The organism is Duffyella sp. Ts4 (assembly GCF_051851875.1).
In the GTDB taxonomy this organism is placed as follows: domain Bacteria; phylum Pseudomonadota; class Gammaproteobacteria; order Enterobacterales; family Enterobacteriaceae; genus Duffyella; species Duffyella gerundensis.
The window spans coordinates 21,351-46,124 of sequence record NZ_JBLYPN010000005.1; the positions used below are offsets into that span (position 1 = coordinate 21,351).

Genomic DNA, 24,774 nt, shown 5'->3' on the forward strand with positions numbered 1-24,774 from the left:
GTTATTTAACCTGCTTCAGAACATCAGCGGTAATATCTTTTGAGCTGCTTGCGTAAGCCACAGCGTTGGCATCGACGACAACGTCATAGCCTTCATCGCTGGCAACTTTCTTCACAGCATCCTGAATACGGCTCAGGATTTTATTACGCTCTTCCATCTGACGACGGCGATTGTCCTGCTCAAAAGCCTGTGCTTTTGAAGAGAATGCTTCACGCTGAGTCATGATGTCCTTTTCCATGCGGCTACGTTCGCTGGCCTTCATGGTTGAACCGTCGCGCTGCAGACGCTGCATTTTGGTTTGCAGATCGCGCTCCTGGGTCTGCAGCTCAGTTGCACGACCTTTGAATTCATTCTCCAGCTGCTTGGCAACAGTGGCACGTTGCGGTAACTGTTGGAAAATGCTGGACACGTTTACCACTGCAATTTTATCAGCAGCCTGAGCACCGGCGGAAACCGCTAATGCAACACTCAGACCTGCGGCACACAACAACTTTTTCACTATAAACTCCTTACCATCAACGTTTGTGTCTTTGACACAGATTTGCCTGAAGCCGGCGAGTTGCCGGACATCAGTGCAGTACTCGTTATCAGCGCATCCGTGCGCAGCGCATTACCAGGTTTTACCAATGTTAAACTGGAACTGCTCTGCTTTATCTCCATCATACTTTTTCAACGGCTGGGCATACGAGAACACCAGCGGACCAAGCGGCGACATCCACTGCAGTGCGATACCGCTGGAAACACGGATATTGGCGGGATCGCTGTAGTCAGGAATCCCGGCTGTACGCGTATCCGTGGTGTTTTCCCAGTTGGTATCCCACACGGTGCCGCTGTCGATAAACACCGACGTGCGCACTGAGTTAGCGTATTTCTCACTCAGGAAAGGTGTCGGCGTGATCAGCTCAAGGCTGGCAACTGCCATGGCGTTACCGCCCACCGCATCATTTGAGTCACACAGTCGGTTACTGCCTGAACAGGTTGATGAACCATCGTTGAAATAAGCCGCTTTCGGACCAATGTTGTTGGACCGGAAGCCACGCACGGTGCTTGAACCACCAGCATAGAAGTTCTCATAGAACGGCATCTCTTTGCCGCTCAGTCCATCGCCGTAACCCACACGTCCGCGTCCCAGCATTACCCAGGTTTTATCCTGATTAAGCGGTACGTACTGTTGCGTATCCAGCGTCACTTTATAGAAGCTGTTATCCGAGCCCGGAATGGTGACTTTACCGTTTAGGTTGGTACGGTTGCCCTGCGTTGGGAAGAATCCGCGGTCCAGGTTGTTGTACGTCCAACCGTAGTTGAAGGTGAAATCATCAGCCGCATAATCGCCATCTTTGGTTTCTGCCTGATGCTCGCCAACCGAGTCCAGATAACGCCACATCGCAACCTGCGGCTGCATGTTGGAAAGGTCGTTATGCACATAGCCGAGGCCGACGCGCAGGGTATTATTTTCGTTAACCGGGAAGCCTAACGTGCCGTCCACACCGTAACTTTTATTGGTGTAGTCAGAAAGATCTGCATCGTCTGCTTTAAAGTCGTTATAGAACACACGACCGCCGAGGCTAACGCCATCAACCGTAAAGTAAGGATCGGTTAATGAGAATTCAGCGTAGGTTTGGTAGTCGTTTTTGGTACCGCTGATACCCACCGTGTTACCGGTGCCCAGCCAGTTATCCTGGGTTACGCCAACCTGGAAGCTGACGCCGCTTTCGGTGCCGTAGCCTACGCCAAAGTTAAAGGTGCCCGTGTTACGCTCCTTCACTTTGTAGACCACATCAACCTGATCCGGCGAACCCGGTACGCGCTGCGTATCGGTATCTACCGTTTCAAAATAGCCGGTACGGTTCAAACGCTCTTTGCCCTGCTCAACCAGGTCGCTGCCTAACCAGGCACCTTCCATCTGACGCATTTCGCGGCGCAGCACGGAATCTTTCGAGGTGTCATTGCCCTCAAAACGCACCTTACGCACGTAATAACGGTTGCCCGCATCTACGCTGATACGCAATTTAACCGTTTTGCCAGCGTCATCAATATCAGGCTGGGTAACCACACGCGGATAGGCGTAACCGTAACGACCCAACAGTTTCTTGATGTCGTCTTCCATGCGGGTAACTTTCGCACCGTTATAGAGTTCACCTGGCTCGACCTTGGTCAACTGCTCGATCTCAGCTGAGTGACCGGCCATGCTGCCGTTAACCACTACACCAGAAAGCTTGTACTGATCGCCTTCGTGAATGTTGATGGTGACATATATGCCTTTTTTATCCGGCGTCAGGCTGACCTGAGTCGAATCGATGTTAAAGCGGGCGTAACCGCGATCAAGATAGAAACTGCGCAGGGTTTCAAGGTCTCCCGCCAGCTTTTGCTTCTGATACTTGCGATCGCCGACCAGGTTCCACCACGGCACTTCATCACGCAGCTGGAAACGGGAGATCAGCTCATCAGAGCTAAAAGCTTTATTACCGACCACGTTAATCTGCTGAATCTTAGCTGAGACACCTTCGGTGAAGACCAGCTTGAGATCCACGCGGTTACGCGGCAGTGGTGTTACCACGGCTTTCACGCTGGCGGTGTATTTACCTACGCTGTAGTAGAAGTCTTCGAGCCCTTTTTCAATTGAGGAGATCGTGGTGCGATCCAGCGCTTCGCCTACGCGCACGCCTGAGGCTTCAAGGTTCTGCTTCAGCTGATCGTCTTTAACCGCTTTGTTACCGGAAAAAGTGATGCTGGCAATGGTTGGACGTTCCTTAACCTGCACGATAAGCGTATTGCCATCGCGCAAAGCCTGAACGTTTTCGAAGTTTCCAGTGGCAAACAGAGAACGAATGGTATTACTGATATCCTCATCGGATACCGTATCTCCAACACGAACCGGCATGCTCAGCAGAGCCGCCCCGACGGCGACCCGCTGCAGCCCTTCGAAATGAATGTCCTTCACTACGAACCCGTCTGCACCGTATACGGTGGCGCTGCTAAACAGCAGCGACGCTATGAGCAACTTTTTCATCGCCATCGTTGTTATGCGTTCTTCCTAACCTATCTCAAGCCTGATTGCATTCCGGCATCACAGACGAGAGAAATCATTGAAAAGTGCAAGCCCCATTAACATCACCAGCAAAACTGAGCCAATGCGATAACTGAAGTCCTGAACTCGCTCAGACACCGGTCCACCTTTGATCTTTTCGATCGCCAGGAAAAGCAGATGCCCACCATCTAATACCGGTAACGGGAAAAGGTTGATAATGCCAAGGTTGACGCTAATCAACGCGAGGAACATCAGATAATAAATAATCCCGTATTCTGCTGACATTCCTGCACCCTGAGCAATAGAAATCGGCCCACTCAGGTTGTTCAGCTTAACCTCACCGGTTATCAGTTTGCCCAGCATGCCCACGGTTAACTTCATCAACTGCCAGGTTTTTACTCCAGCCTCGCCGATAGCGGTTAACGGACCATACTGGCGTACCGTTTTGTATTCGTCTGCCAGCGGCTGAACCTGTGGGATAACCCCAACGTAGCCTTCCGCCTGATTACCTTTTTTTGGCTCTGGAGTCAGCGAAACGGTTTTGATTGCACCCTGACGCTCAACTTCCACTACCACCGTTCTACCGGGATTATCGCGTACGGTTGCGGCAAAATTCTGCCAACGCTCGATTTGCCGACCATCGACTTTAACGATCCTGTCGCCTGCTTGCAAACCGGCATCGCTGGCGGGTGAACCCGCCTGCACTTCCGCTAATACTGTCTTTATTTCCGGCCCGTGCGGGTAAATGCCCAACGACACCACGGGATCTTGCTTGTCCGGCTCAAACTGCCAGTGGCTTAAGTCAAGACGTTTCTCAACCACTCGATCGGAACCAAACGGCGCAAGGCCAAAGGTGGTTTCACTGTCGCCAATTTTACCGACCAGCGCCATGCGCACTGCATCCCAATCAGGCGTTTCGATACCGTCTACCGTCTTAAGTTCCATTCCTGGCGAAATTTGCGCTGCTGCAGCGACGGAGTCCGGCACAATTTCACCGGTGACCGGCTTAACGCCCGGCACGCCGTGCATGAAAACCAGCCAGTAAGCAAAGACGGCAAAAATAAAGTTAGCGATGGGACCGGCGGCAATAATGGCTGCACGTTGAGCAACCGTTTTATTGTTGAAGGCCTGATGACGCAGCTCGGGTGGCACGCTCTCAACGCGTTCATCAAGCATTTTGACGTAGCCGCCGAGTGGAATGAGTGCGACAACGTATTCTGTGCCCTGCTTGTCGCGGCGTCGCCATAACGCTTTGCCGAAACCAACGGAAAAGCGTTCAACCTTGACGCCACAACGTCTGGCCACCCAAAAGTGGCCAAACTCGTGCACAGTAATCAATATTCCCAGCGCGATGATAAATGCGGCCAGGCTCCAGAGAATGCTTAACATAGTTCAGACATCCTCACAGCGTGCCAAACACCAACAGCAGCAGGCAGGCAAACACCGGCACGGCAGCAGTCAGGCTGTCAATTCGATCCAAAATTCCACCGTGTCCCGGAATCCAGTGACCGCTATCCTTGATGCCTGCTTCACGCTTGAACATACTTTCGGTCAGATCGCCCAGCACCGAGGCCAGCGCGGCAACAATTGAGCACGCCAACAGTGCGCTGACGGTAATGTTCAACGGTGCCAGCAGGCCAAACAGGCCAGCGATGATAGCCGATGTCAGCAGGCCGCCAAAAAAGCCTTCCCAGGTTTTGCCCGGTGAAACTTTAGGTGCCAGTTTGTGCTTGCCGAACAAGCGCCCAAACATGTAAGCCCCCGAATCAGCGCCCCACACCAGCAACAGCACGTAGAGCAGCCACCATGCGCCAGCAAAGCTATCGGTTTCGTAATGATATTGCCGTAACGCCACCATACCCCAGAAAAAAGGTACGATGGTGAGTACGCCAAAAATCACGCGCGCAGGCCGGGAATCGCGCCAGAATTTTGCAGAAACAGGATAGGAGAGGACCAACAGCAGTGCGCCACACCACCAGGCGAGCGCAGCCCACAGAGAACCGGCAATTTGTGGCAGATGAACGGAATGTTGGTAGGCTGGCAGGCTGAACATCATCAGCACCAGCAGCAAACCGCAAAGCAACGCCATCCAGATGCGCTGCGAGGCAGAAGCGAAACCTGCAAACTGACCCCATTCCCAGGCGGCCAACATACAAATTGCCAACGTCGTCATCGCAAAGCCAACCGGTGGTAGCCAAAACAGCGCGGCGATCACCAGTGGAATCAGGATAAATGCAGTGAGAAGACGAGACTTCAGCAAAAGTTACCCCCAGGGCGCTCAGGCGCCGCCAGGTGCTGCGCCGCCAAAACGGCGCTCCCGGAGAGAGAAAGCATTCATTGCACCTTCAAAAACTTGTTCATCAAAATCAGGCCAAAGAACATCAGTAAAATAGAATTCTGCATAGGCAATCTGCCATAGCAGGAAGTTACTGATTCGATGTTCTCCCCCGGTCCTTATTACCAAATCCACGGGTGTCAAATCGTGAAGCGCCAGGCGGCTACTGAGACTTTCCTCAGTGATCTGATCGGGACGAAGTAGTCCTTCCTGAACCTGCGCTGCCAGTTGTTGCACTCCATGGATAATATCCCAACGTCCGCCATAATTCGCGGCAATGTTGAGCGTGAGTCCATTATTTTGTTGAGTAAGTTCCTCAGAGCGACGGATGCGCTCCTGAATACGCGCATTAAAACGGCTGGTGTCGCCAATCACGCGCAGACGAACATTGTGCTTGTGCAGGCTTTTCACTTCACTATCCAGTGCCCAGACAAACAGTTCCATTAGCGCAGTGACTTCCGCCGTTGGGCGGTTCCAGTTTTCACTACTGAAGGCATAAAGCGTGAGCGCTTCCAGCTTGTTACTGACCGCGAAGCTTACGGCACGACGCACCGATTTCACTCCCGCTTTATGACCAGAAATGCGTAACTTGCCCTGATTTTTAGCCCAACGACCGTTGCCATCCATGATTATGGCCACATGACGTGGGCCAGACTCGTGCAGGTCATCAGTTATTATTTGATTTTCGGACGACATAACGCGTAGTAATTCCTTTGTTCAGAAAGAGTGCCGTTTCTGAATACATTGTACGAGCGGCTTCAGCGTTGCATTTGTGCAACCGTTCTGACGCCCAAAGCCGTCAAACGCAAGCTGGCGACTATACCATTTTCGCTACAGGCGAACAAATGGCGCCAGCGCAAATCTCGCGTTGTGACTAACGGGCGAAACGGGGCAGTAACTCGCGCGCGGTCAGGCGAGCCTGATGATCGATAGCGACCACAGCCTCGATGCTGTCTGGCTCACTTACCGCCAGCGAAGCAAGCACTGACTGGTTTAGCGCAGCAATATCGACAAAGCGAATCTGCTGCTCCAGGAAGGCCGCGACGGCCACTTCGTTCGCTGCGTTCAGCGTCGTGGTGGCCGCCTGCCCTTGCTTACACGCATCGATTGCCAGTTTCAGGCAGGGATAACGTGCAAAATCGGGCTCAGCAAAGCTCAAGTCGCGCATGCGGGTAAAATCCAGCGGCGTCACGCCCGAAGCGATACGCTGCGGCCAAGCCATCACATGCGCAATCGGCGTGCGCATGTCAGGCGAACCCAGCTGCGCCAGCACGCTGCCATCACAGTAGCGCACCATGGAGTGAATCACTGATTGCGGGTGCAAAATCACTTCCATCTGCGCGTCAGTGGCGTTGAACAGCCATCGCGCTTCAATGTATTCCAAACCTTTATTCATCATGGTGGCCGAATCAACGGAGATTTTTCGCCCCATTGACCAGTTCGGATGAGCACAAGCCTGATCGGGCGTAACGTCACGCAGATCGTTTAGCGGTGTGTTTCTGAATGGGCCACCAGATCCAGTCAGAATAATAGAATCAATGCCATTATTCTCCAGGTCAGCGTAACCTAACTGGTGCTGGATGGTAGCGGGCAAACTCTGAAAAATGGCGTTATGCTCGCTATCGACCGGCAATAACTGCGCACCATGCTGCTTCACAGACTCCATAAATAAACGGCCGCAGGTCACCAGCGACTCTTTATTTGCCAGCAACACCGTTTTACCGGCGCGAATAGCAGCCAGCGTCGGCATCAGACCTGATGCGCCGACGATAGCGGCCATCACCTGATCGACCTCATCCAGCGCCGCCAGTTCGCAGGCAGCCTGAACGCCGGAGAGCACTTCGACCTGCAAGTTTAATGCTCTCAGTCGTTCACGCAACGCAGTGGCCGCGCTTTCGTCAGCCATCGCGACGTACCGGGGGCGAAACTGCTGACATTGTTCCGTCATAACAGCGACGTTTTTACCCGCTACTAAAGCGGTCACTTGATAAAGTTCAGGATTAGCGGCGACTACCGCCAGCGTACTGGTGCCAATTGAGCCAGTGGAGCCAAGGATGGTTAAATGCTTCATAGAGTGCCCGGTGTGCGTCGTTAAGTCAGGCGCGGCGCTGAGAAAGGCCGCGCAAAATAGGCAGAATGCAAAACGCCGCCAGATAACGCATTCCCGAAGGAAACCTCTCTGTACGGCGTTTTAATCGCGAAATGATGGAATCAGAACTCCATCAGCTCCGTTTCTTTATCAGCCAGAGCCGCGTCGACTTTTTTAATGCTGGCGTCGGTCATTTTCTGAACCTCTTCCTGCGCGCGGCGCTCTTCGTCTTCGCTGACTTCTTTATCTTTCAGCAGAGCTTTGAGTTTTTCATTGGCATCACGACGAACGTTGCGCACGGATACACGACCCTGCTCAGCTTCGCCACGAACAATTTTGATCAAATCTTTACGGCGCTCTTCCGTCAGCGCAGGCAGCGGCACACGAATATCGGTACCGGCTGAGCTTGGATTCAGGCCAAGATCGGAGGTCATGATCGCCTTCTCAACCGCCTGGCTGAGTGAACGATCGAATACGTTGATTTTCAGCGTGCGGGAGTCTTCTACGGTGACGTTAGCCAGCTGACGCAGCGGGGTTGGCGTACCATAGTATTCCACCACAATACCATCAAGAATGGCAGGTGAAGCGCGGCCAGTGCGCACTTTGCTGATATTGTTTTTGAACGCATCAACGCATTTTTCCATGCGTGTTTCAGCGTCTTTTTTGATGTCATTAATCACGATAAAACCTTTGGATTCTGTTTGACCAGCCAATCCTGCCTGACGCAGGATTGGGTCGAAAATCGGTGCTGCATCCTGAATATTGCGCGCACTGTTTTGCGGCGCGCTGACAGAATATACTCTATTTTATGCGCTGACGCGTATTAATGCGTAATCAGCGTGCCCTCTTTTTCACCCATAACGACACGACGCAGTGCGCCAGGTTTGTTCATGTTGAAGACGCGAATCGGCAAAGAATGGTCGCGCGCCAGGGTAAAGGCGGCCAAATCCATCACTTTTAATTCACGTTCCAGCACATCCTGGTAGCTCAACTGATCATGCAAAGTCGCGGTCGGATCGCTAACCGGATCGGCAGAATAAACGCCATCAACCTTAGTCGCTTTCAGCACCACGTCGGCTTCAATTTCGATACCGCGCAGGCAGGCAGCAGAATCGGTGGTAAAGAATGGGTTACCGGTACCGGCGGAGAAAATCACCACACGGTCATTACGCAGCAGGCTAATCGCCTCTGCCCAGCTGTAGTTGTCGCATACGCCATTCAGTGGAATTGCTGACATCAGACGCGCATTCACATAGGCACGATGCAACGCATCACGCATAGCCAGGCCGTTCATAACCGTTGCCAGCATGCCCATATGGTCGCCGACCACACGGTTCATGCCCGCTTTTGCCAGGCCGGCGCCGCGGAACAGGTTTCCGCCACCAATGACTACACCCACCTGAATGCCCAGCTCGACCAGCTCTTTAATTTCCTGGGCCATACGGTCCAGTACGCTGGCATCGATACCGAAGCCTTCGGCACCTTGCAGAGCTTCGCCGCTCAATTTTAGCAGGATGCGTTGATAAACAGGTTTTGCATTGGTCGCCATGATCATTTTCCTGGAAGATAACGTGAGATTGGAAGAGTTAAATCTGATCTATCATCCGCTTAGTGGGCGTGGATTACTATTGGGATGAAACTGAAAAAGGTCTGCCTGACGCAGATAAAAAAGAACCGCCAGGAGGCGGTTCTTGTCGTGCAATTACTGCTTGGACATCGCCGCAACTTCTGCTGCGAAGTCGGTTTCGACTTTCTCGATGCCTTCGCCCACTTCAAAGCGGATGAAGTTGATGACGTCAGCGCCCTGCTCTTTCAGCGCCTGGCCAACGGTTTTGCTCGGATCGATCACGAATGCCTGACCGGTCAGAGAAACTTCGCCGGTGAATTTCTTCATGCGGCCTTCAACCATCTTCTCAGCGATCTCTTTTGGCTTGCCAGACTGCATCGCGATGTCCAGCTGAACCTGGTATTCTTTATCAACCACTTCAGCAGACACATCTTCAGGCTTAACAAACTCAGGCTTGCTGGCGGCAACGTGCATAGCGATCTGCTTGATCAGCTCTTCGTTAGCGCCTTTCGCCGACACCAGCACACCGATACGTGCGCCGTGCAGGTAGCTGCCCAGTTCCTGACCTTCCAGGATAGCCACGCGACGGATGTTGATGTTCTCACCGATTTTAGCAACCAGCGCCACGCGCTCTTCTTCGAATTGCGCTTTCAGCACTTCAACATCGCTCACGCGATCGGCCGCCGCAGCGTCCAGAACTTTGTCAGCAAACGCCTGGAAACCACCATCTTTTGCTACGAAGTCGGTCTGGCAGTTTACTTCCAGAATCACCGCGTAATCGCCAGCGATTTTGGTTTTGATCACGCCGTCAGCCGCAACGTTGCCAGCTTTTTTGGCCGCTTTGATTGCGCCAGACTTACGCATGTTTTCGATAGCGAGCTCAATGTCGCCGTTTGCTTCAGTCAGCGCTTTTTTGCAGTCCATCATGCCAGCGCCAGTACGCTCGCGCAGTTCTTTTACCAGAGCAGCAGTAATATCAGCCATTCTCTATTCCTCGGTTAGCTGTGGCGTGTTTAATCCGGCATAAGCCAGGGTAAACAGCATTCTTCGCAGGAGTTTTCTGCCCCGCCTGACGTGATGTCATGCGCAGCAGCCTTTAAAAATAAAGGGGCCAGCTTCGGCCCCTTACAGAAAAACATCTGATCTTTAAGGGCTCTTATTACAGAGCAAACCTTATTACGCGTTTTCTACAGGCGCGTCTTCAGCTTGTTCAGCCAGATCCTGTGAACGGCCTTCGCGAACGGTAGTCGCTACAGCAGTCAGGTACAGGCTTACAGCACGGATTGCATCGTCGTTACCAGGGATAACGTAATCAACACCGTCTGGATCAGAGTTGGTATCAACGATAGCGAATACCGGGATACCCAGGTTGTTAGCTTCTTTGATAGCAATGTGTTCATGATCGGCATCGATCACAAACAGCGCATCTGGCAGGCCGCCCATGTCTTTGATACCGCCCAGGCTGTTTTCCAGCTTGGCCAGTTCACGGGTACGCATCAGTGCTTCTTTTTTGGTCAGCTTCTCGAAAGTGCCATCCTGAGATTGCCCTTCCAGATCTTTCAGACGCTTGATTGACTGGCGAACGGTTTTCCAGTTAGTCAGCATGCCACCTAACCAGCGGTGGTTTACGAAGAACTGGTCGCAGCTCAGTGCAGATTCTTTGATAGCTTCGCTTGCAGCGCGCTTGGTACCAACGAACAGAATCTTGCCTTTACGGGCAGAGATTTTGTGCAGTTCAGTCAACGCGTCGTTGAACATTGGTACAGTCTGCTCAAGGTTGATGATGTGAACTTTGTTACGCGCACCGAAGATGAATGGCTTCATTTTCGGGTTCCAGTAACGGGTCTGGTGACCAAAGTGAACACCGGCCTTAAGCATATCGCGCATGGAAACAGTTGCCATGATTACCTCTGAATGAATGTTTGGGGTTGAGCCTCCATGTATCCCATGCAACCGACCTCTTTCGAAGCACCCCGGCACATGTGTCGATACATGTGTGTTTTATTACACATAATGAGAGTTATGCGTTTCTCTGCAAGATGCACAAAGAATCGTCGGCGCGCTTTATACCATATTGCGCATCGCGGCGCCAATAAATGTTGCGCGGAGACGTCCGGTTTAATCTGCATTTGGCAGCATCCGGACGGGCTGCTAACATGACGCCACTGACCTTATTATCGCCGATTTTTTCGGCAGCAGCGGACAAAATGAATGGCAATTTCAATTAAGACCCCTGACGAAATCGAAAAAATGCGCGTTGCCGGTCGCCTGGCCGCCGAAGTGCTGGAAATGATTGAGCCCCACGTTAAGCCCGGCATCACCACCGCCGAACTGGATCGCATCTGTAACGACCACATTGTTAACGAGCAGAAAGCCGTATCAGCCAGCCTCGGCTATCATGGTTTTCCTAAATCGGTGTGCATCTCCATTAATGAAGTCGTCTGCCACGGCATTCCCAGCGACGATCGCGTGTTGAAAGATGGCGACATCGTTAACATCGACGTCACTGTGATCAAAGATGAGTATCACGGCGATACCTCGAAGATGTTTATCGCAGGCAAGCCGACCATTCTGGGTGAACGCCTGTGTCGCATTACACAAGAGAGCCTTTATCTGGCGCTTCGTCAGGTTAAGCCAGGCGTGCGTCTGCGCACGCTGGGCCGTGAGATCCAGAAGTTCGTTGAAGCACAAAATTTTTCCGTGGTACGTGAATATTGCGGGCACGGCATCGGCAAAGGGTTCCACGAAGAGCCGCAGGTCCTGCATTATGATGCCGATGACGGCGGCGTGGTGCTGCAGCCGGGCATGACCTTTACCGTTGAACCGATGGTCAACGCCGGTGATTATCGCATTCGCACCATGAAAGATGGTTGGACGGTAAAAACCAAAGATCGCAGCTTGTCGGCACAATATGAGCATACTATTGTGGTCACAGAAAACGGCTGTGAAATTTTAACGCTGCGTAAAGATGAGACTCTCCCTGCCGTTCTGGTTAACGAAGAGTAAAACGCATAGCAAGAAGACAAAGCCGGCGCATGCCGGCTTTTTTATGGCCGCTGAAAAGGGGGACGGATGAGTAACAGCGTAAATGAAAGCGTGCAGGCCGGGCTGAAACAGTCGCCCGGAGAATGGCCGGACGAGGCGTTAACGCGCGAGCAGATTAAGCAGCAGCTCGACATTTTCCAGCAGCATCTGGCCACCGCTTTCGATGGCGGTGTGCCTGTCTCTTCACTGATTGATGCGCGCACGCTCTACGTCGATCGGCTACTGCGCCGCCTGTGGCGTTTCTATGGTTTTGAAGCGCTCAGCGACGTTGCGCTGGTGGCGGTAGGCGGTTACGGACGTGCTGAACTGCATCCGCTGTCCGATATCGACGTGCTGATTCTCAGCCGGCAAACGCTCTCCGAAACAGCGGCGCAGCGCACCAGCGAGCTGCTCACCCTGCTGTGGGATCTTAAACTGGAAGTGGGCCACAGCGTACGCACGCTGGAAGAGTGCCTGCTCGAGGGTTTGTCCGATCTCACCGTCGCCACCAATCTGATCGAATCGCGCATGCTGGCCGGAGACGTCACGCTGTTTCTTGAGCTGCAGCGCAACGTTTTCAGCGATGGCTTCTGGCCATCGGCGCATTTTTTCGCCGCTAAAATCGCTGAGCAAGTCGAGCGCCATAAACGCTATCACGGTACCAGCTACAACCTTGAACCCGACATCAAAAGCAGCCCCGGCGGATTACGCGATATTCATACGCTGCTTTGGGTGGCACGGCGGCATTTTGGCGCCACCTCACTCAGTGAGATGGTTGGCTTTGGTTTTCTCACCGAAGCCGAACGTAACGAGTTGAACGAGTGCCAGACGTTTTTATGGCGCATCCGCTTTGCGTTGCATTTAACGCTAACGCGTTATGACAATCGCCTGCTGTTTGATCGCCAGCTGAACGTTGCTCAGCGCCTGAATTATCAGGGCGAAGGCAACGAGCCGGTTGAACGGATGATGAAGGATTTTTACCGCGTTACGCGCAAAATCGGCGAGCTAAATCAGATGCTGCTGCAGCTGTTTGATGAGGCGATTCTGGCTATCGATACCACTGAAAAGCCGCGCCATATCGACGACTATTTTCAGCTGCGCGGCAACCTCATCGATCTGCGCGACGCCACGCTGTTTGAACAGGAGCCCGCCGCGATCCTGCGCATGTTCTATGTCATGGTGCGCAATCCGCAAATAGAAGGAATTTACTCCACCACGCTGCGCCATCTGCGCTATGCCCGTCGCCATCTCAAGCAGCCGCTGTGTCATATTCCTCAGGCGCGCCAGTTGTTTATGTCCATCCTTCGCCATCCCGGCGCGGTAAGCCGTGCGCTGGTGCCGATGCATCGCCACAGCGTGTTATGGGCCTATATGCCGCAGTGGAGCAACATTGTTGGCCAGATGCAGTTTGACCTGTTTCATGCTTACACCGTTGATGAACACACCATTCGCGTGCTGCAAAAGCTGGAAAGCTTCGCCGATGAAAGCACGCGTTCGCGCCATCCGCTCTGCGTCGAGCTATGGCCGCGTCTACCTCAGCTGGAACTGATGCTGATGGCGGCGCTGTTTCATGACATCGCCAAAGGGCGCGGCGGCGATCACTCGATTCTTGGCGCCCAGGATGCGCTGGAGTTTGCCGAGCTGCACGGCCTTAACTCGCGAGAAACTCAGCTGGTTGCCTGGCTGGTGCGTCATCACCTGCTGATGTCGGTCACCGCCCAGCGGCGTGATATCCAGGATCCCACCGTCATTCAGCAGTTTGCTGAAGTGATGCAGAACGAAAACCGACTGCGTTACCTGGTCTGTCTGACAGTGGCCGATATTTGCGCCACCAACGAAACGCTATGGAACAGCTGGAAGCAAAGCCTGTTGCGCGAACTGTTTTTTGCTACGGAAAAACAGCTGCGGCGCGGCATGGAAAACAGCCCCGATTTGCGGGAGCGCGTGCGCCATCACCGGCTGCAAGCGCTGGCGCTGTTGCGTATGGATAACATCGACGAGCAGCGTCTGCACCAGATCTGGAATCGCTGCCGGGCAGACTATTTCCTGCGGCATACGCCTAATCAGCTCGCCTGGCACGCGCGTCATTTGATGCCGCACGATCTTAGCAAGCCGCTGGTGCTGCTTAGCCCACAGGCGACGCGCGGCGGCACAGAAATCTTTATCTGGAGCCCGGACCGTCCTTATCTCTTCGCCACGGTGGCAGGCGAGCTCGATCGCCGCAATCTCAGCGTCCATGACGCGCAGATTTTTACCAGCCGCGATGGCATGGCGATGGATACCTTTATCGTGCTTGAGCCAGACGGCAGCCCATTGGCACCCGACCGCCACGCCATGATCAGCCACGCGCTTGAGCAGGCGATCACGCAGACAGAGTGGGTGACGCCGCGCACCCGACGACCGTCGCCGCGGTTAAAGCACTTCAGCGTGGATACCGAAGTCAATTTTCTACCGACGCACACCGATCGCCGCACCTACCTTGAACTGATCGCGCTCGATCAGCCCGGCCTGCTGGCACAGGTGGGAGAAGTGTTTGCCGATCTCAACGTCTCACTGCATGGCGCCCGCATCAGCACCATTGGCGAACGCGTTGAAGACCTGTTTATTCTGGCCAACAGCGAAAGGCGCGCCCTTGATGCTGAATTATGCGAACTGTTGCAACAACGGTTGACAGACGCCCTTAATCCAAACGATAAAGTGTGACCTTTATCGGTTTTTATTTTCATTCTCATCGCCCGGGCGCGTTGTCCGGTTAACGCGGTGAACAGACAGAATCAGGAAAGGCATCATGGAACAGTTAAAAAGCGTTATTGAAGCGGCCTTTGAGCGCCGTGCCGACATCACCCCTGCTAACGCCGACGCCGCAACGCGCGACGCCGTCAGCCAGGTGATTGCCCTGCTCGACAGCGGCGCCCTGCGCGTAGCCGAAAAAATTGCGGGTGAGTGGGTGACTCATCAGTGGCTGAAAAAAGCGGTATTGCTCTCTTTTCGCATCAACGACAATCAGGTCATTGATGGCGCAGAAAGCCGTTATTTTGACAAAGTGCCGATGAAGTTTGCTGACTATGATGATGCGCGCTTCAAAAAAGAGGGTTTCCGCGTAGTGCCACCGGCAGCAGTTCGCCAGGGCGCCTATATCGCGCGCAACACCGTGCTGATGCCCTCTTACGTCAACATCGGTGCCTACGTTGATGAAGGCTCTATGGTGGATACCTGGGCAACCGTGGGCTCCTGTGCACAGATCGGTAAGAACGTTCACCTTTCCGGCGGCGTAGGCATCGGCGGCGTACTGGAACCGTTGCAGGCAAACCCGACCATTATCGAAGATAACTGCTTTATTGGCGCGCGCTCTGAGATTGTTGAAGGGGTGATCGTTGAAGAAGGTGCGGTGATTTCCATGGGCGTGTACATCGGCCAGAGCACCAAAATCTATGACCGCGAAACCGGTGAAGTGCATTACGGCCGCGTACCGGCAGGATCGGTGGTGGTATCGGGTAACCTGCCTTCTAAAGATGGCAGCTACAGCCTCTACTGCGCGGTCATCGTGAAGAAAGTTGACGCAAAAACCCGCGGCAAAGTGGGCATCAACGAATTATTACGTACCATCGATTGATCTTCTGCGGGCCACATCGCTGGCCCGTAATCTTTTCTTTACACTTACTGAATGAAAACCTGATTCTCCTCACGAATCAACAGGTGCGTTTACTTTTCAATCAGTTCATAATCCGCGCCAGATAACGCGCCAGATGCTCATCCGCCCTTTCCGACTGTTTTATTTATACTCCTGAGAGCGGGACGAGCATGCAGCATGGCAGCACTCCTGCCATTCCCGCAGCGTAGCCGAACCGACATTGATATGACATCCTCGAAGGAATTAACCACTATGTACGACAATTTGAAAGGTCTTGGCATTAGCAAACCTGATGATATTGATCGCTATAGCCTGCGTCAGGAAGCGAACAACGACATTCTGAAGATCTACTTCCGCAAAGATAAAGGCGAATTTTTTGCCAAGAGCGTGAAGTTCAAATATCCACGCCAGCGTAAAACCGTGGTCGCGGATAACATCGGCCAGGGCTACAAAGAAGTGCAGGAAATCAGCCCTAACCTTCGCTACGTGATTGATGAACTTGATCAAATCTGCCAGCGTGATCAGGTTGAAGTCGATCTGAAACGTAAAATCCTTGATGACCTGCATCATCTGGAAAGCGTCGTAGCGCATAAAATTGCGGAAATCGAATCGGATCTGGAGAAGTTAACGCGCAACGGCCGTTAATTTGCTTTATACCGTTTCACAGGGCCAGCGAAAGCTGGCCTTTTCTTTTTCAGGCGGCCTTACGCCTGCTCATCCAGCTGCAGCGCTACATACAGCAGCAGACGATCGTCAAAGCTGCTCAGATCGAGTCCGGTCAGTTCAGAAATACGGTTAAGCCGATATTCCAGCGTATTGCGATGAATAAACAGCGCCTTGGCGGTCAGCGACGGCTGCACATTGTGGCTAAACCAGGCCACCAGCGTGCGTCGCAATAAGCCATTGCTGTCCATGCTTTTGAGCCTGGCCAGCGGCCGTGAAAGCTCGTTGGCCTGCCAGCCGCCGCGCAGGCTGTCGAGCAACACTGGCAGCACCAGATCCTGATAAAAATAGCTGCGGCTGTCAGGCATACGCTGTTTACCCACCATTAGCGTGGTACGTGCGGTGCGATAAGAACGCGCAATGCTGCCCGGTCCGGTGAAATAGTTCCCCAGCGCAATACGCATGCGCAGATGCCCACTCTCCTTCATACGCAACAGCAGCTGATCCACCCGCCGTCGATGTTCATCCTGATCGTAACGGCCATGCGCATTCAACGCAGGCTTCAGCACCACCATTTCAGTCAGGGAAACGATGGCGATCAGGTTGTCACGCTCCGGCGTGGTCAGCAGCGTTTGCAGTTGCTGCAATTCGGACATCGCGCTGTCAACGCCCAACTGGCCGCTGTCCACTTCCACCACCGCCACCACGCGCGGCTGGTTGAGATCGATACCCAGGCGCTGTGCCCATTCAATCAGCGCGGGCGACAGCGTATCGCTGCGGATTAGATTCAGCACCAGCTCTTCGCGCAGCCGACTGTCCTGCGCCAGCATATGCAGCAGCCGCGCCTGTTCCAGCATCATCTCGGCGGTCATGCAGACCAGTTCACCATAATGACGCAGCGTTGCCGGATCGCCAGTTAATCCAATCACGCCAACGATATCGCCATCAATGCGTAACGGCAGGTTGATGCCGGGCCGCACGCCGTGAAGGTGTTTAGCCACGGCATCATCGATATCCACGACCCGCGCCTGCGACAGCGCCAGCAGCGCACCTTCGTGCAATTCACCAATGCGCTCCCGATCGCCGCTGCCGATAATCCGGCCACGCGCGTCCATGACGTTGACATTGCTGTCAATAATCTTCATGGTGCGGGCGACAATTTCCTGGGCAAGCCGGGCATCGAGATGGTAAGTGGCCATCAATTACTCCTGTAGCGCATGGGGTTAGTTAGCATACGCGTGCCAGGTCCGGGCGACATTGTGCATTTGCACAGAGCCACAAGCGGGCTGAAAGATTTGCGGGGATTATCACATTCTGCGGAGCAAAAAAAACCGGAGCCTGCGCTCCGGTTGCGGGATGTAACGATTACTGCATCAGCAAATAGAGTCGGGTATTGCCGCGCTGAATGTTCAGTGCCAGCACCGACGGTTTACCGTCGAGGATTTTGCGCAGCTCGCCAAGATTGGTAACCGGCTGCTGATTAACGCCCAGAATGACGTCATCTTTTTTCAGGCCGATGCGCGCGGCCGCTGAGCCAGGTTTCACCGCATCGACACGCACGCCTTTCTGGCCGTTAGCCTCGATATTACTCAGGTCGGCGCCTTCGATGCCAGTGTAAATGGTGGCTGAGGCCACCTTGTCCTGCGTGCTTTGCTGCAGCTCAATGTTAACCGTGACCGGTTTGCCATCGCGCAATAGGCCCAGCTCCATTTTGGTCCCTACCGGCAGTGAACCTACTTCCGCCCGCAGCGCTGCGAAGCTGGAGATCGGCTTCTTGTTCAGTGACACGATCACATCGCCCGCTTTTACGCCCGCCTTCGCCGCGGAGGATTGCGGCAGCACCTGGCTGACAAAGGCGCCGCGCTGCGCATCCACTTTCATCGCTTTCGCCAGCTCAGAATTGAGTTCGGTGCCCAGAATGCCCAGTTCACCACGCTTCACCTGACCAAATTCCACCATCTGCGCGGTGAGGTTTTTCACCATATTGGCTGGAATAGCAAAGCCGATACCGATATTGCCGCCGTCTGGCGCCAGAATCGCGGTATTAATGCCGATCAGTTCGCCGTTGAGATTGACCAGCGCGCCGCCCGAGTTACCGCGGTTAATGGCGGCATCGGTCTGAATAAAGTTTTCATAGTTCTCGACGTTAAGGCCGCTGCGGCCCAACGCAGAGACGATGCCCGAAGTCACCGTTTCACCCAGGCCGTAAGGGTTACCAATCGCAACGGTGTAATCGCCCACGCGCAGCGCGTCGGAATCGGCCAGCTTGATCGCGGTGAGGTTTTTAGCCTCCTTTAGCTGAATCAGGGCGATATCGGAGCGCGGATCTTTGCCAATGACCTTGGCATCATATTTCCGGCCATCGCTGAGCTGAACTTTGATTGAGGTCGCGTTATCCACCACGTGATTGTTGGTTACCACATAGCCTTTTTCGGCGTTGATCACCACGCCCGAGCCCAGCGCACGGAATTTCTCCTGCTGCGCTTCACCACCGCCGCCCGGCGCGCCGTTACCCTGACAAACCGGCGACTGCTGGAAAGGCGAGCCATCCTGGCAGAAAGGAGAATTATCGCCAAAGAACTGCTGGAACTGCTGCGGCAAGCGCGGCGTTTTTACCGTGGTACTGCCTTCCACATTGATGCTGACCACCGACGGCATCACTTTCTCCAGCATCGGTGCCAGACTTGGCAGCTGCTGGCTGGAAGAGGATGCGGTTTCAGCCGCCATCACGCCGATCGGACTCAGTGCCAGCCCCATACTGAGGGCCAGCGCGCTTAATGTTAAGGTGCGTTTTTTCATTGGTTTTTTCTCGTATTTGAACTTAAGCCCAGACCATTGCTGTGGTCGCGAAATGAGATATATTTTTTACCGCGAAGTTCATGAGGAAGTGTTGAGTAAAGGTAAAATTTTATGCGCCGTCTTTACAAATGACTGGATCGGCGCGCTTTACTCTACCGCCATTAAACGACGATATTCATCCCAGGCATAGAGATCGGTCATGCCGCTGATGTAATCCTGTAATAAACGCGAGCGATAATAGCGCTCCCACAATAACCGCTGGTATTTGTGCTCAATCTGCAAGCTGCGCATTTTATATTGATAAGCACGCCGCTGTTTGCCTGACAGTTTATGAAACAGCCGTGTTTCAATTGGATGTTTGGCCAGATAATCATCCTTCATTAGTGTAGTGAAATCTTCATAACTCAGCGCCATCAGCGGTTGATAGATATCCAGCAGGCCTTTGATCACCCGGTATCCCTGCAATTCCAGCTGTTCTACTTCAGAATGGTTAAATACGTGACGGCGGGCCACGGTTTTAAACATCGCCAGTAACCGGCCCTCTTCGCCTTCATCCTCCAGCAGCGCATGATTGAAATTACCGGCGTAAATCGCCTCGATATTTTCAATAAAGCGTTTCACCGCATAGGCCACCAGCACGTTCTGCACGTTAACGCGCAACGACATAAAGAACTGATCGCTTTTGCTGCGCATTTTTTTCGTTGCCGCGTCTTTCCACGCATAACCCACAGTGCGGCTGAAAGCATCGCCGGGTTTTACCGTACCCCAGGTCTGTTCCAGATATTCATAGAGTCGATCGACATTGAATATCGCCTTTTCCACCGCATCATCAAGATCGGCAATACAGTATGAGATATCGTCTGCCGCTTCCATGATATAGGTCAGCGGATAGCGATGATGCTCCTCCAGTCCGGTCGCAGCACGCAAATCGGCAATGAATTCGCGCTCCGAAAGATAAAACCCCGGCTTCTTCATCAGCGTGGTAAAGGCCGCAGGCTTTTCACCCTGCCACCACGCGGGCGCCGTATATTTCAGGATACAGGCGACCTGCGCATAGGTGAGATTAAGCTGCAGCAAGGTGTGCACGATACGAATGGCCTGCGCATTGCCCTCAAAATGGCAAAGATCCTGACGAATCTCTGCATTGAGCTGGCTAAAATCAGCCTGTTGCGCGTCAGTTGACACGCCCGCCACCAACGGATCCACCAGCTCCATCGGCAGATGCTCTTCAAACCAGTCGCCAATAGCGGCTTCGCCAAAATGCCCAAATGGCGGATTGCCCACGTCATGCAGCAGACACGCCATCTCAATCAGGCTTTCAAAGGCGCCGGAAAGTTCTTCCAGGCCGTACCACGCCAGGCCGCGCTGATGGCGCAACGTTTGCAAAATCTCTTTGGCGATATAGCGCCCGGTTTGCTGGACTTCAAGCGAGTGGGTCAGTCGGGAACGGACGGCGGCATTGCGCTCCAGCGGAAAAACCTGGGTTTTTTGTTGCAGGCGTCGAATAGCAGCGGAATTGATGATGCGTCCGCGATCGCTTTCGAAATGACGGCTGATAGCATATTCGCCCTGCGGCTCTTCCCGCGTGTTATAAGGCCGTTTGAGGCTAATTTTCGTCCTGAAATCAAGCTGCGCCATACCGTCCCCTTGCTGTTCCTGAAATAATCATCCATCGGCCATGATAAACTATGCCCTGGTTTTAAGGGCTTACACCAGCTCGTAACGCGTGATTGGCGCAAAACCGTCGCGGTGGCAATCGCCCACTGCGGATGCGTACAATGACGCCACTGACTCTATAACATTAGCGGGTATCACTATGAAAGCAGGCATTATTGGGGCAATGGAGCAGGAAGTAACGCTGCTGCGCGATAAAATTGAAAATCGGGAAACGCTGTCGCTGGGCGGCTGTGAAATTTACACCGGCACGCTGAACGGCGTTGAAGTGGCGCTGCTGAAATCGGGCATTGGTAAAACCGCCGCGGCGCTGGGCACCACGTTGCTGCTGCAGCTCTGCAAGCCAGATGTGATCATCAACACCGGTTCTGCCGGCGGCCTGGCGCCAACGCTGGAAGTGGGCGATATCGTGGTCTCTGAAGAAGTGCGCTACCACGATGTCGATGTGACGGCATTCGGCTATCAGCCAGGCCAGATGGCCGGTTGCCCGGCCGCCTTTGTCGCCGATGCCGATCTGGTGACCGCCGCTGAAGCCTGTATTGGCCAGCTCAAGCTGAATGCGGTGCGCGGTTTAGTGGTCAGCGGCGATGCTTTTATCAACGGCGCTGAGCCGCTGGCACGCATTCGTACCACCTTTCCGCAGGCGATTGCCGTCGAGATGGAAGCCACCGCCATTGCGCACGTCTGTCATCAGTTTGGCGTGCCGTTCGTGGTGGTGCGTGCTATCTCTGACGTCGCGGATCGGGAATCACACCTCAGCTTTGATGAGTTCCTTGTGGTCGCGGCACAGCAATCATCGTTGATGGTGGAAACGCTGCTCGGCAACCTTGCCCATGGCTAAACGCCTGCGCTGGCTCTGGCTGGCGCTGCTACTGGCCAGCACGTCACTGCTGGCCGCTCCGCGTGTAATCACGCTTTCCCCCCATCTGACTGAACTCGCGTTCGCCGCTGGCATTACGCCGGTAGCGGTTAGCGCGTGGTCAGATTACCCGCCTGCCGCCCGCGACATTGAACAGGTCGCCAACTGGCAAGGCATTAACGTTGAGCGCATCCTGCTCATCAAGCCGGACGTGGTACTGGCGTGGCGCAATGGCAATCCGCAGCGCCAGGTTGATCAGCTGACGCGCTTTGGCATTAAAGTGCAGTGGCTGGATACCGACTCGATCGAGGACATTGTCTCGTCGCTGGACGCGTTGCAGGCATGGAGTCCGCAGCCTGCGCTGGCGCAGCAACATGCGCGTGAACTGGCCGCGGGCTTTGCTGCGCTGCGACAACGTTACGCCACCCGCACGCCAAAACCGGTATTCCTGCAGTTTGGGCAGCAACCGCTGTTTACCGCCTCGGCGAATACGCTACAAAATGCCGTACTGCGGTTATGCGGCGGCAATAATATTTTCGCTGATAGCCCGGTCGCCTGGCCACAGGTCAGCCGTGAGCAGGTTTTACTGCGCCAGCCTGTGGCCATCGTCGTTGGCGGTGATAACGCCCGCGCTGCGACGGTTAAAGCATTCTGGTATCCGCAGTTAACCGTACCGGTTATCGCCATCAATGATGACTGGCTCAGCCGTCCGGGCCCACGTATTTTGCTGGCGGCGCAGCAGCTGTGTGCGGCGCTACAGCCGCAGCGTTAGGTCATTCGCATCGCGCGCTTAAAGATTGTGCAAATTATGCCGTTATAGATAGGGAGGCACGTTAAGCCTGACCAGGTTTAACGCTTCTTATTTGCGCATTCTGCGCTTTGCACCGGGACCTAAAAATGAAAGCCATTCTACTGGCCACAGGCTTGTTGATGGCGGGACAACTCTATGCGGCCAGCACCACCGGCACCATTGGGGTAAAACTGACAATTATTTCACAGTGTCAGATCGACGGCCGTAGCGGACAACGCACGCCACAGATCGCATGTGGTATGCAACCTTCCGCTCAGCCGCGCGTGATACAGAGCAGTTTGCCCGTCGACGCACAGCGAAAAACAGCAGGAAAACTCATTACTATTGAGTGGTAATAACAGGCCGCACAGGACGTGCAGCCTGACTTCAGTCAGATACTGAAGGAGGAACCGCAACCGCAGGTAGTTTTGGCATTCGGGTTGGTCACGATAAAACGCGACCCTTCCAGGCCTTCGGTGTAATCCACCGAGCCGCCCACCAGATATTGCAGGCTCATCGGATCCACAACCAGCGACACGCCCGATTTTTCAATCATCATATCGCCATCGTTAACTTTATCATCGAAGGTAAAGCCATACTGGAATCCGCTACAGCCGCCGCCAGTGATATAAACCCGCAGTTTCAGATCCGGGTTCTCTTCGTCAGAGATCAGATTTTTTACCTTGCTGGCTGCCGCATCGGTAAACTGCAGGGGCAATGCTGCTACTTCGTCGCTCATTTTACACTCCGAAAACGTCCAGGTCAGAAAATGACCTCAATGTTTCTATTATCTTACAGGCCGATGTGGCAATCAAGGGGGGCGCTTGACACTCTGTGCCGCCTGCCCTGCCTCTGAAGTATAGCGTTTCCGCCTCAGGTAACCCGCATGATACGTCACTCTGCGCCAATCGCCTGGGGAAATATGTCACCATTAGTGCCAAATCCACGTCGCGCCTTTCATCCTCGCGCCCTGTTCCCTAGAATATGCGCATTAATCCCTGACTGGAGTCACGCCATGAGTAAGTCTGAAACCCTGTTCGCCGATGCACAGCGATTAATTCCGGGCGGTGTCAACTCGCCGGTGCGTGCGTTTACTGGCGTTGGCGGCGTGCCGCTGTTTATTGAACGCGCTAACGGCGCATATTTGTATGATGCCGATGGCAAAGCCTACATCGATTATGTTGGCTCATGGGGACCGATGGTGCTGGGCCACAATCATCCCGCCATCCGTAACGCGGTGATCGATGCCGCCGAACGCGGCCTGAGCTTTGGCGCACCCACCGAGATGGAAGTGAAAATGGCGCAGCTGGTGTGCGAACTGGTGCCGAGCATGGACATGGTGCGCATGGTTAACTCCGGCACCGAAGCGACCATGAGCGCGATTCGTCTGGCGCGCGGCTTCACCCATCGCGATAAAATCATCAAGTTTGAAGGGTGCTATCACGGTCATGCCGATCATCTGCTGGTGAAAGCCGGTTCCGGTGCGCTGACGCTGGGTCAGCCGAACTCGCCGGGCGTGCCAGCCGACTTCGCCAAACACACGCTGACCTGCAGCTATAACGATCTCGATTCCGTGCGCGCGGCTTTCGAGCAGTATCCACAGGAGATCGCGGCCATCATCGTAGAACCGGTGGCCGGTAACATGAACTGCATTCCTCCGCAGGACGATTTTCTGCCGGGCCTGCGCAGCCTGTGCGACGAGTTCGGTGCCTTGTTGATTATCGATGAAGTGATGACCGGCTTCCGTGTAGCCTTGGGCGGCGCGCAGGAATATTACAATGTGCAGCCCGACCTGACCTGCCTTGGCAAAATCATCGGCGGCGGCATGCCGGTAGGTGCTTTTGGCGGACGTCGTGACGTGATGATGGCGCTGGCGCCAACCGGACCGGTTTATCAGGCAGGTACGCTGTCCGGTAACCCGGTAGCAATGGCAGCCGGTTTTGCCTGTCTGACCGCGGTTTCACAGCCGGGCGTGCATCAGCGTCTGACCGAACAGACTGACAAGCTGGCAGCGGGCCTGCTGCGAGTGGCGCAGGAGGAGAACATTCCGCTGGTGGTTAATCACGTGGGCGGCATGTTCGGCCTGTTCTTCACCGATGCCGAAAGCGTCACCTGTTATGCCGACGTGACCCGTTGTGATGTTGAGCGCTTTAAGCGTTTCTTCCACCTGATGCTGCAAGAAGGGGTATATCTCGCCCCTTCCGCCTATGAAGCGGGTTTCATGTCCGTGGCGCACAGCGATGAAGATATTCAGCGCACCATCGACGCGGCACGTCGCTGTTTTGCTCAGCTGTAAATAAATCGGGGCGGCGCCC

At 54.1% G+C, this 24,774-nt stretch carries 22 protein-coding genes; 8 read left to right on the plus strand and 14 right to left on the minus strand.

Annotated elements, in window-relative coordinates; translation table 11 throughout:
• Position 1: 1 nt before the first annotated feature.
• The 10 genes from skp to rpsB form a co-directional block, all read right to left on the minus strand.
• A complete protein-coding gene (gene skp, locus ACJY2L_RS09970; RefSeq protein ID WP_067428113.1) occupies positions 2-499 on the minus strand; it encodes a molecular chaperone Skp in 498 nt (165 codons plus the stop codon).
• A 111-nt stretch (positions 500-610) separates the two neighbouring features.
• Entirely contained in the window at positions 611-3,016 is a 2,406-nt protein-coding gene (gene bamA, locus ACJY2L_RS09975; protein ID WP_187485898.1) for an outer membrane protein assembly factor BamA, read from the minus strand.
• A gap of 51 nt (positions 3,017-3,067) precedes the next feature.
• Entirely contained in the window at positions 3,068-4,417 is a 1,350-nt protein-coding gene (rseP, locus tag ACJY2L_RS09980; RefSeq protein ID WP_439213549.1) for a sigma E protease regulator RseP, read from the minus strand.
• A gap of 13 nt (positions 4,418-4,430) precedes the next feature.
• Entirely contained in the window at positions 4,431-5,288 is an 858-nt protein-coding gene (gene cdsA / locus ACJY2L_RS09985) for a phosphatidate cytidylyltransferase (RefSeq protein WP_067428109.1), read from the minus strand.
• Between the two features lie 18 nt (positions 5,289-5,306).
• The gene (gene ispU / locus ACJY2L_RS09990) at positions 5,307-6,059 is read right to left on the minus strand and encodes a (2E,6E)-farnesyl-diphosphate-specific ditrans,polycis-undecaprenyl-diphosphate synthase (protein ID WP_067428107.1); all 753 of its coding nucleotides are present in this window, start codon (positions 6,057-6,059) and stop codon (positions 5,307-5,309) included.
• A 178-nt stretch (positions 6,060-6,237) separates the two neighbouring features.
• Positions 6,238-7,434, minus strand: coding sequence for a 1-deoxy-D-xylulose-5-phosphate reductoisomerase (ispC, locus tag ACJY2L_RS09995; protein ID WP_439213551.1), 1,197 nt, complete (start codon positions 7,432-7,434; stop codon positions 6,238-6,240).
• Positions 7,435-7,574: 140 nt separating this feature from the next.
• A complete protein-coding gene (gene frr / locus ACJY2L_RS10000) occupies positions 7,575-8,132 on the minus strand; it encodes a ribosome recycling factor (RefSeq protein WP_067435135.1) in 558 nt (185 codons plus the stop codon).
• A gap of 143 nt (positions 8,133-8,275) precedes the next feature.
• Complete coding sequence (gene pyrH / locus ACJY2L_RS10005) at positions 8,276-9,001, minus strand: UMP kinase (protein WP_067428103.1); 726 nt, start codon at positions 8,999-9,001, stop codon at positions 8,276-8,278.
• Positions 9,002-9,154: 153 nt separating this feature from the next.
• The gene (gene tsf, locus ACJY2L_RS10010; protein WP_067428101.1) at positions 9,155-10,003 is read right to left on the minus strand and encodes a translation elongation factor Ts; all 849 of its coding nucleotides are present in this window, start codon (positions 10,001-10,003) and stop codon (positions 9,155-9,157) included.
• Between the two features lie 192 nt (positions 10,004-10,195).
• Positions 10,196-10,921, minus strand: a complete 726-nt coding sequence (gene rpsB, locus ACJY2L_RS10015) for a 30S ribosomal protein S2 (protein WP_067428100.1) — start codon at positions 10,919-10,921, stop codon at positions 10,196-10,198.
• Positions 10,922-11,230: 309 nt separating this feature from the next.
• Here rpsB and map point away from each other — a divergent pair, with 309 nt between their 5' ends.
• The 4 genes from map (at position 11,231) to ACJY2L_RS10035 (ending at position 16,319) form a co-directional block, all read left to right on the plus strand.
• Positions 11,231-12,025 (plus strand): type I methionyl aminopeptidase, encoded by a 795-nt coding sequence (gene map, locus ACJY2L_RS10020; RefSeq protein ID WP_067428096.1) that lies wholly within the window; start codon positions 11,231-11,233, stop codon positions 12,023-12,025.
• A 66-nt stretch (positions 12,026-12,091) separates the two neighbouring features.
• Positions 12,092-14,746, plus strand: a complete 2,655-nt coding sequence (gene glnD, locus ACJY2L_RS10025; protein WP_439213552.1) for a bifunctional uridylyltransferase/uridylyl-removing protein GlnD — start codon at positions 12,092-12,094, stop codon at positions 14,744-14,746.
• A gap of 85 nt (positions 14,747-14,831) precedes the next feature.
• Positions 14,832-15,656, plus strand: coding sequence for a 2,3,4,5-tetrahydropyridine-2,6-dicarboxylate N-succinyltransferase (gene dapD, locus ACJY2L_RS10030; protein ID WP_067428092.1), 825 nt, complete (start codon positions 14,832-14,834; stop codon positions 15,654-15,656).
• Between the two features lie 270 nt (positions 15,657-15,926).
• Complete coding sequence (locus ACJY2L_RS10035; protein ID WP_067428090.1) at positions 15,927-16,319, plus strand: DUF3461 family protein; 393 nt, start codon at positions 15,927-15,929, stop codon at positions 16,317-16,319.
• 59 nt (positions 16,320-16,378) lie between these two features.
• Here ACJY2L_RS10035 and ACJY2L_RS10040 read toward each other — a convergent pair whose 3' ends face one another.
• The 3 genes from ACJY2L_RS10040 to dgt all read right to left on the minus strand — a co-directional run bounded on the left by ACJY2L_RS10040 (position 16,379) and on the right by dgt (position 20,774).
• A complete protein-coding gene (locus ACJY2L_RS10040; RefSeq protein ID WP_067428088.1) occupies positions 16,379-17,536 on the minus strand; it encodes a CdaR family transcriptional regulator in 1,158 nt (385 codons plus the stop codon).
• Between the two features lie 166 nt (positions 17,537-17,702).
• A complete protein-coding gene (gene degP / locus ACJY2L_RS10045; RefSeq protein WP_439213553.1) occupies positions 17,703-19,136 on the minus strand; it encodes a serine endoprotease DegP in 1,434 nt (477 codons plus the stop codon).
• 147 nt (positions 19,137-19,283) lie between these two features.
• Positions 19,284-20,774, minus strand: coding sequence for a dGTPase (gene dgt / locus ACJY2L_RS10050; protein ID WP_439213554.1), 1,491 nt, complete (start codon positions 20,772-20,774; stop codon positions 19,284-19,286).
• 178 nt (positions 20,775-20,952) lie between these two features.
• On the opposite strand from dgt, the gene mtnN reads away from it, so the two are divergent.
• The 3 genes from mtnN to ACJY2L_RS10065 all read left to right on the plus strand — a co-directional run bounded on the left by mtnN (position 20,953) and on the right by ACJY2L_RS10065 (position 22,815).
• On the plus strand, positions 20,953-21,651 hold the full coding sequence (gene mtnN / locus ACJY2L_RS10055; protein ID WP_067428083.1) for a 5'-methylthioadenosine/S-adenosylhomocysteine nucleosidase: 699 nt from the start codon (positions 20,953-20,955) through the stop codon (positions 21,649-21,651).
• Entirely contained in the window at positions 21,644-22,441 is a 798-nt protein-coding gene (gene btuF, locus ACJY2L_RS10060) for a vitamin B12 ABC transporter substrate-binding protein BtuF (protein WP_439213556.1), read from the plus strand. The genes mtnN and btuF overlap by 8 nt, the downstream gene beginning before the upstream one ends.
• Before the next feature lie 125 nt (positions 22,442-22,566).
• The gene (locus tag ACJY2L_RS10065) at positions 22,567-22,815 is read left to right on the plus strand and encodes a hypothetical protein (protein ID WP_439213557.1); all 249 of its coding nucleotides are present in this window, start codon (positions 22,567-22,569) and stop codon (positions 22,813-22,815) included.
• Positions 22,816-22,850: 35 nt separating this feature from the next.
• Here the strand turns inward: ACJY2L_RS10065 and erpA are convergent, their stop codons facing one another.
• Positions 22,851-23,198: an iron-sulfur cluster insertion protein ErpA gene (gene erpA / locus ACJY2L_RS10070; RefSeq protein ID WP_067428078.1), complete on the minus strand. Its 348-nt coding sequence runs from the start codon at positions 23,196-23,198 to the stop codon at positions 22,851-22,853.
• A gap of 276 nt (positions 23,199-23,474) precedes the next feature.
• Here erpA and hemL point away from each other — a divergent pair, with 276 nt between their 5' ends.
• Positions 23,475-24,755 carry a glutamate-1-semialdehyde 2,1-aminomutase gene (gene hemL / locus ACJY2L_RS10075; RefSeq protein ID WP_439213558.1) on the plus strand — a complete coding sequence of 427 codons (1,281 nt, stop codon included), beginning with the start codon at positions 23,475-23,477 and terminating at the stop codon, positions 24,753-24,755.
• Positions 24,756-24,774 lie beyond the last annotated feature (19 nt).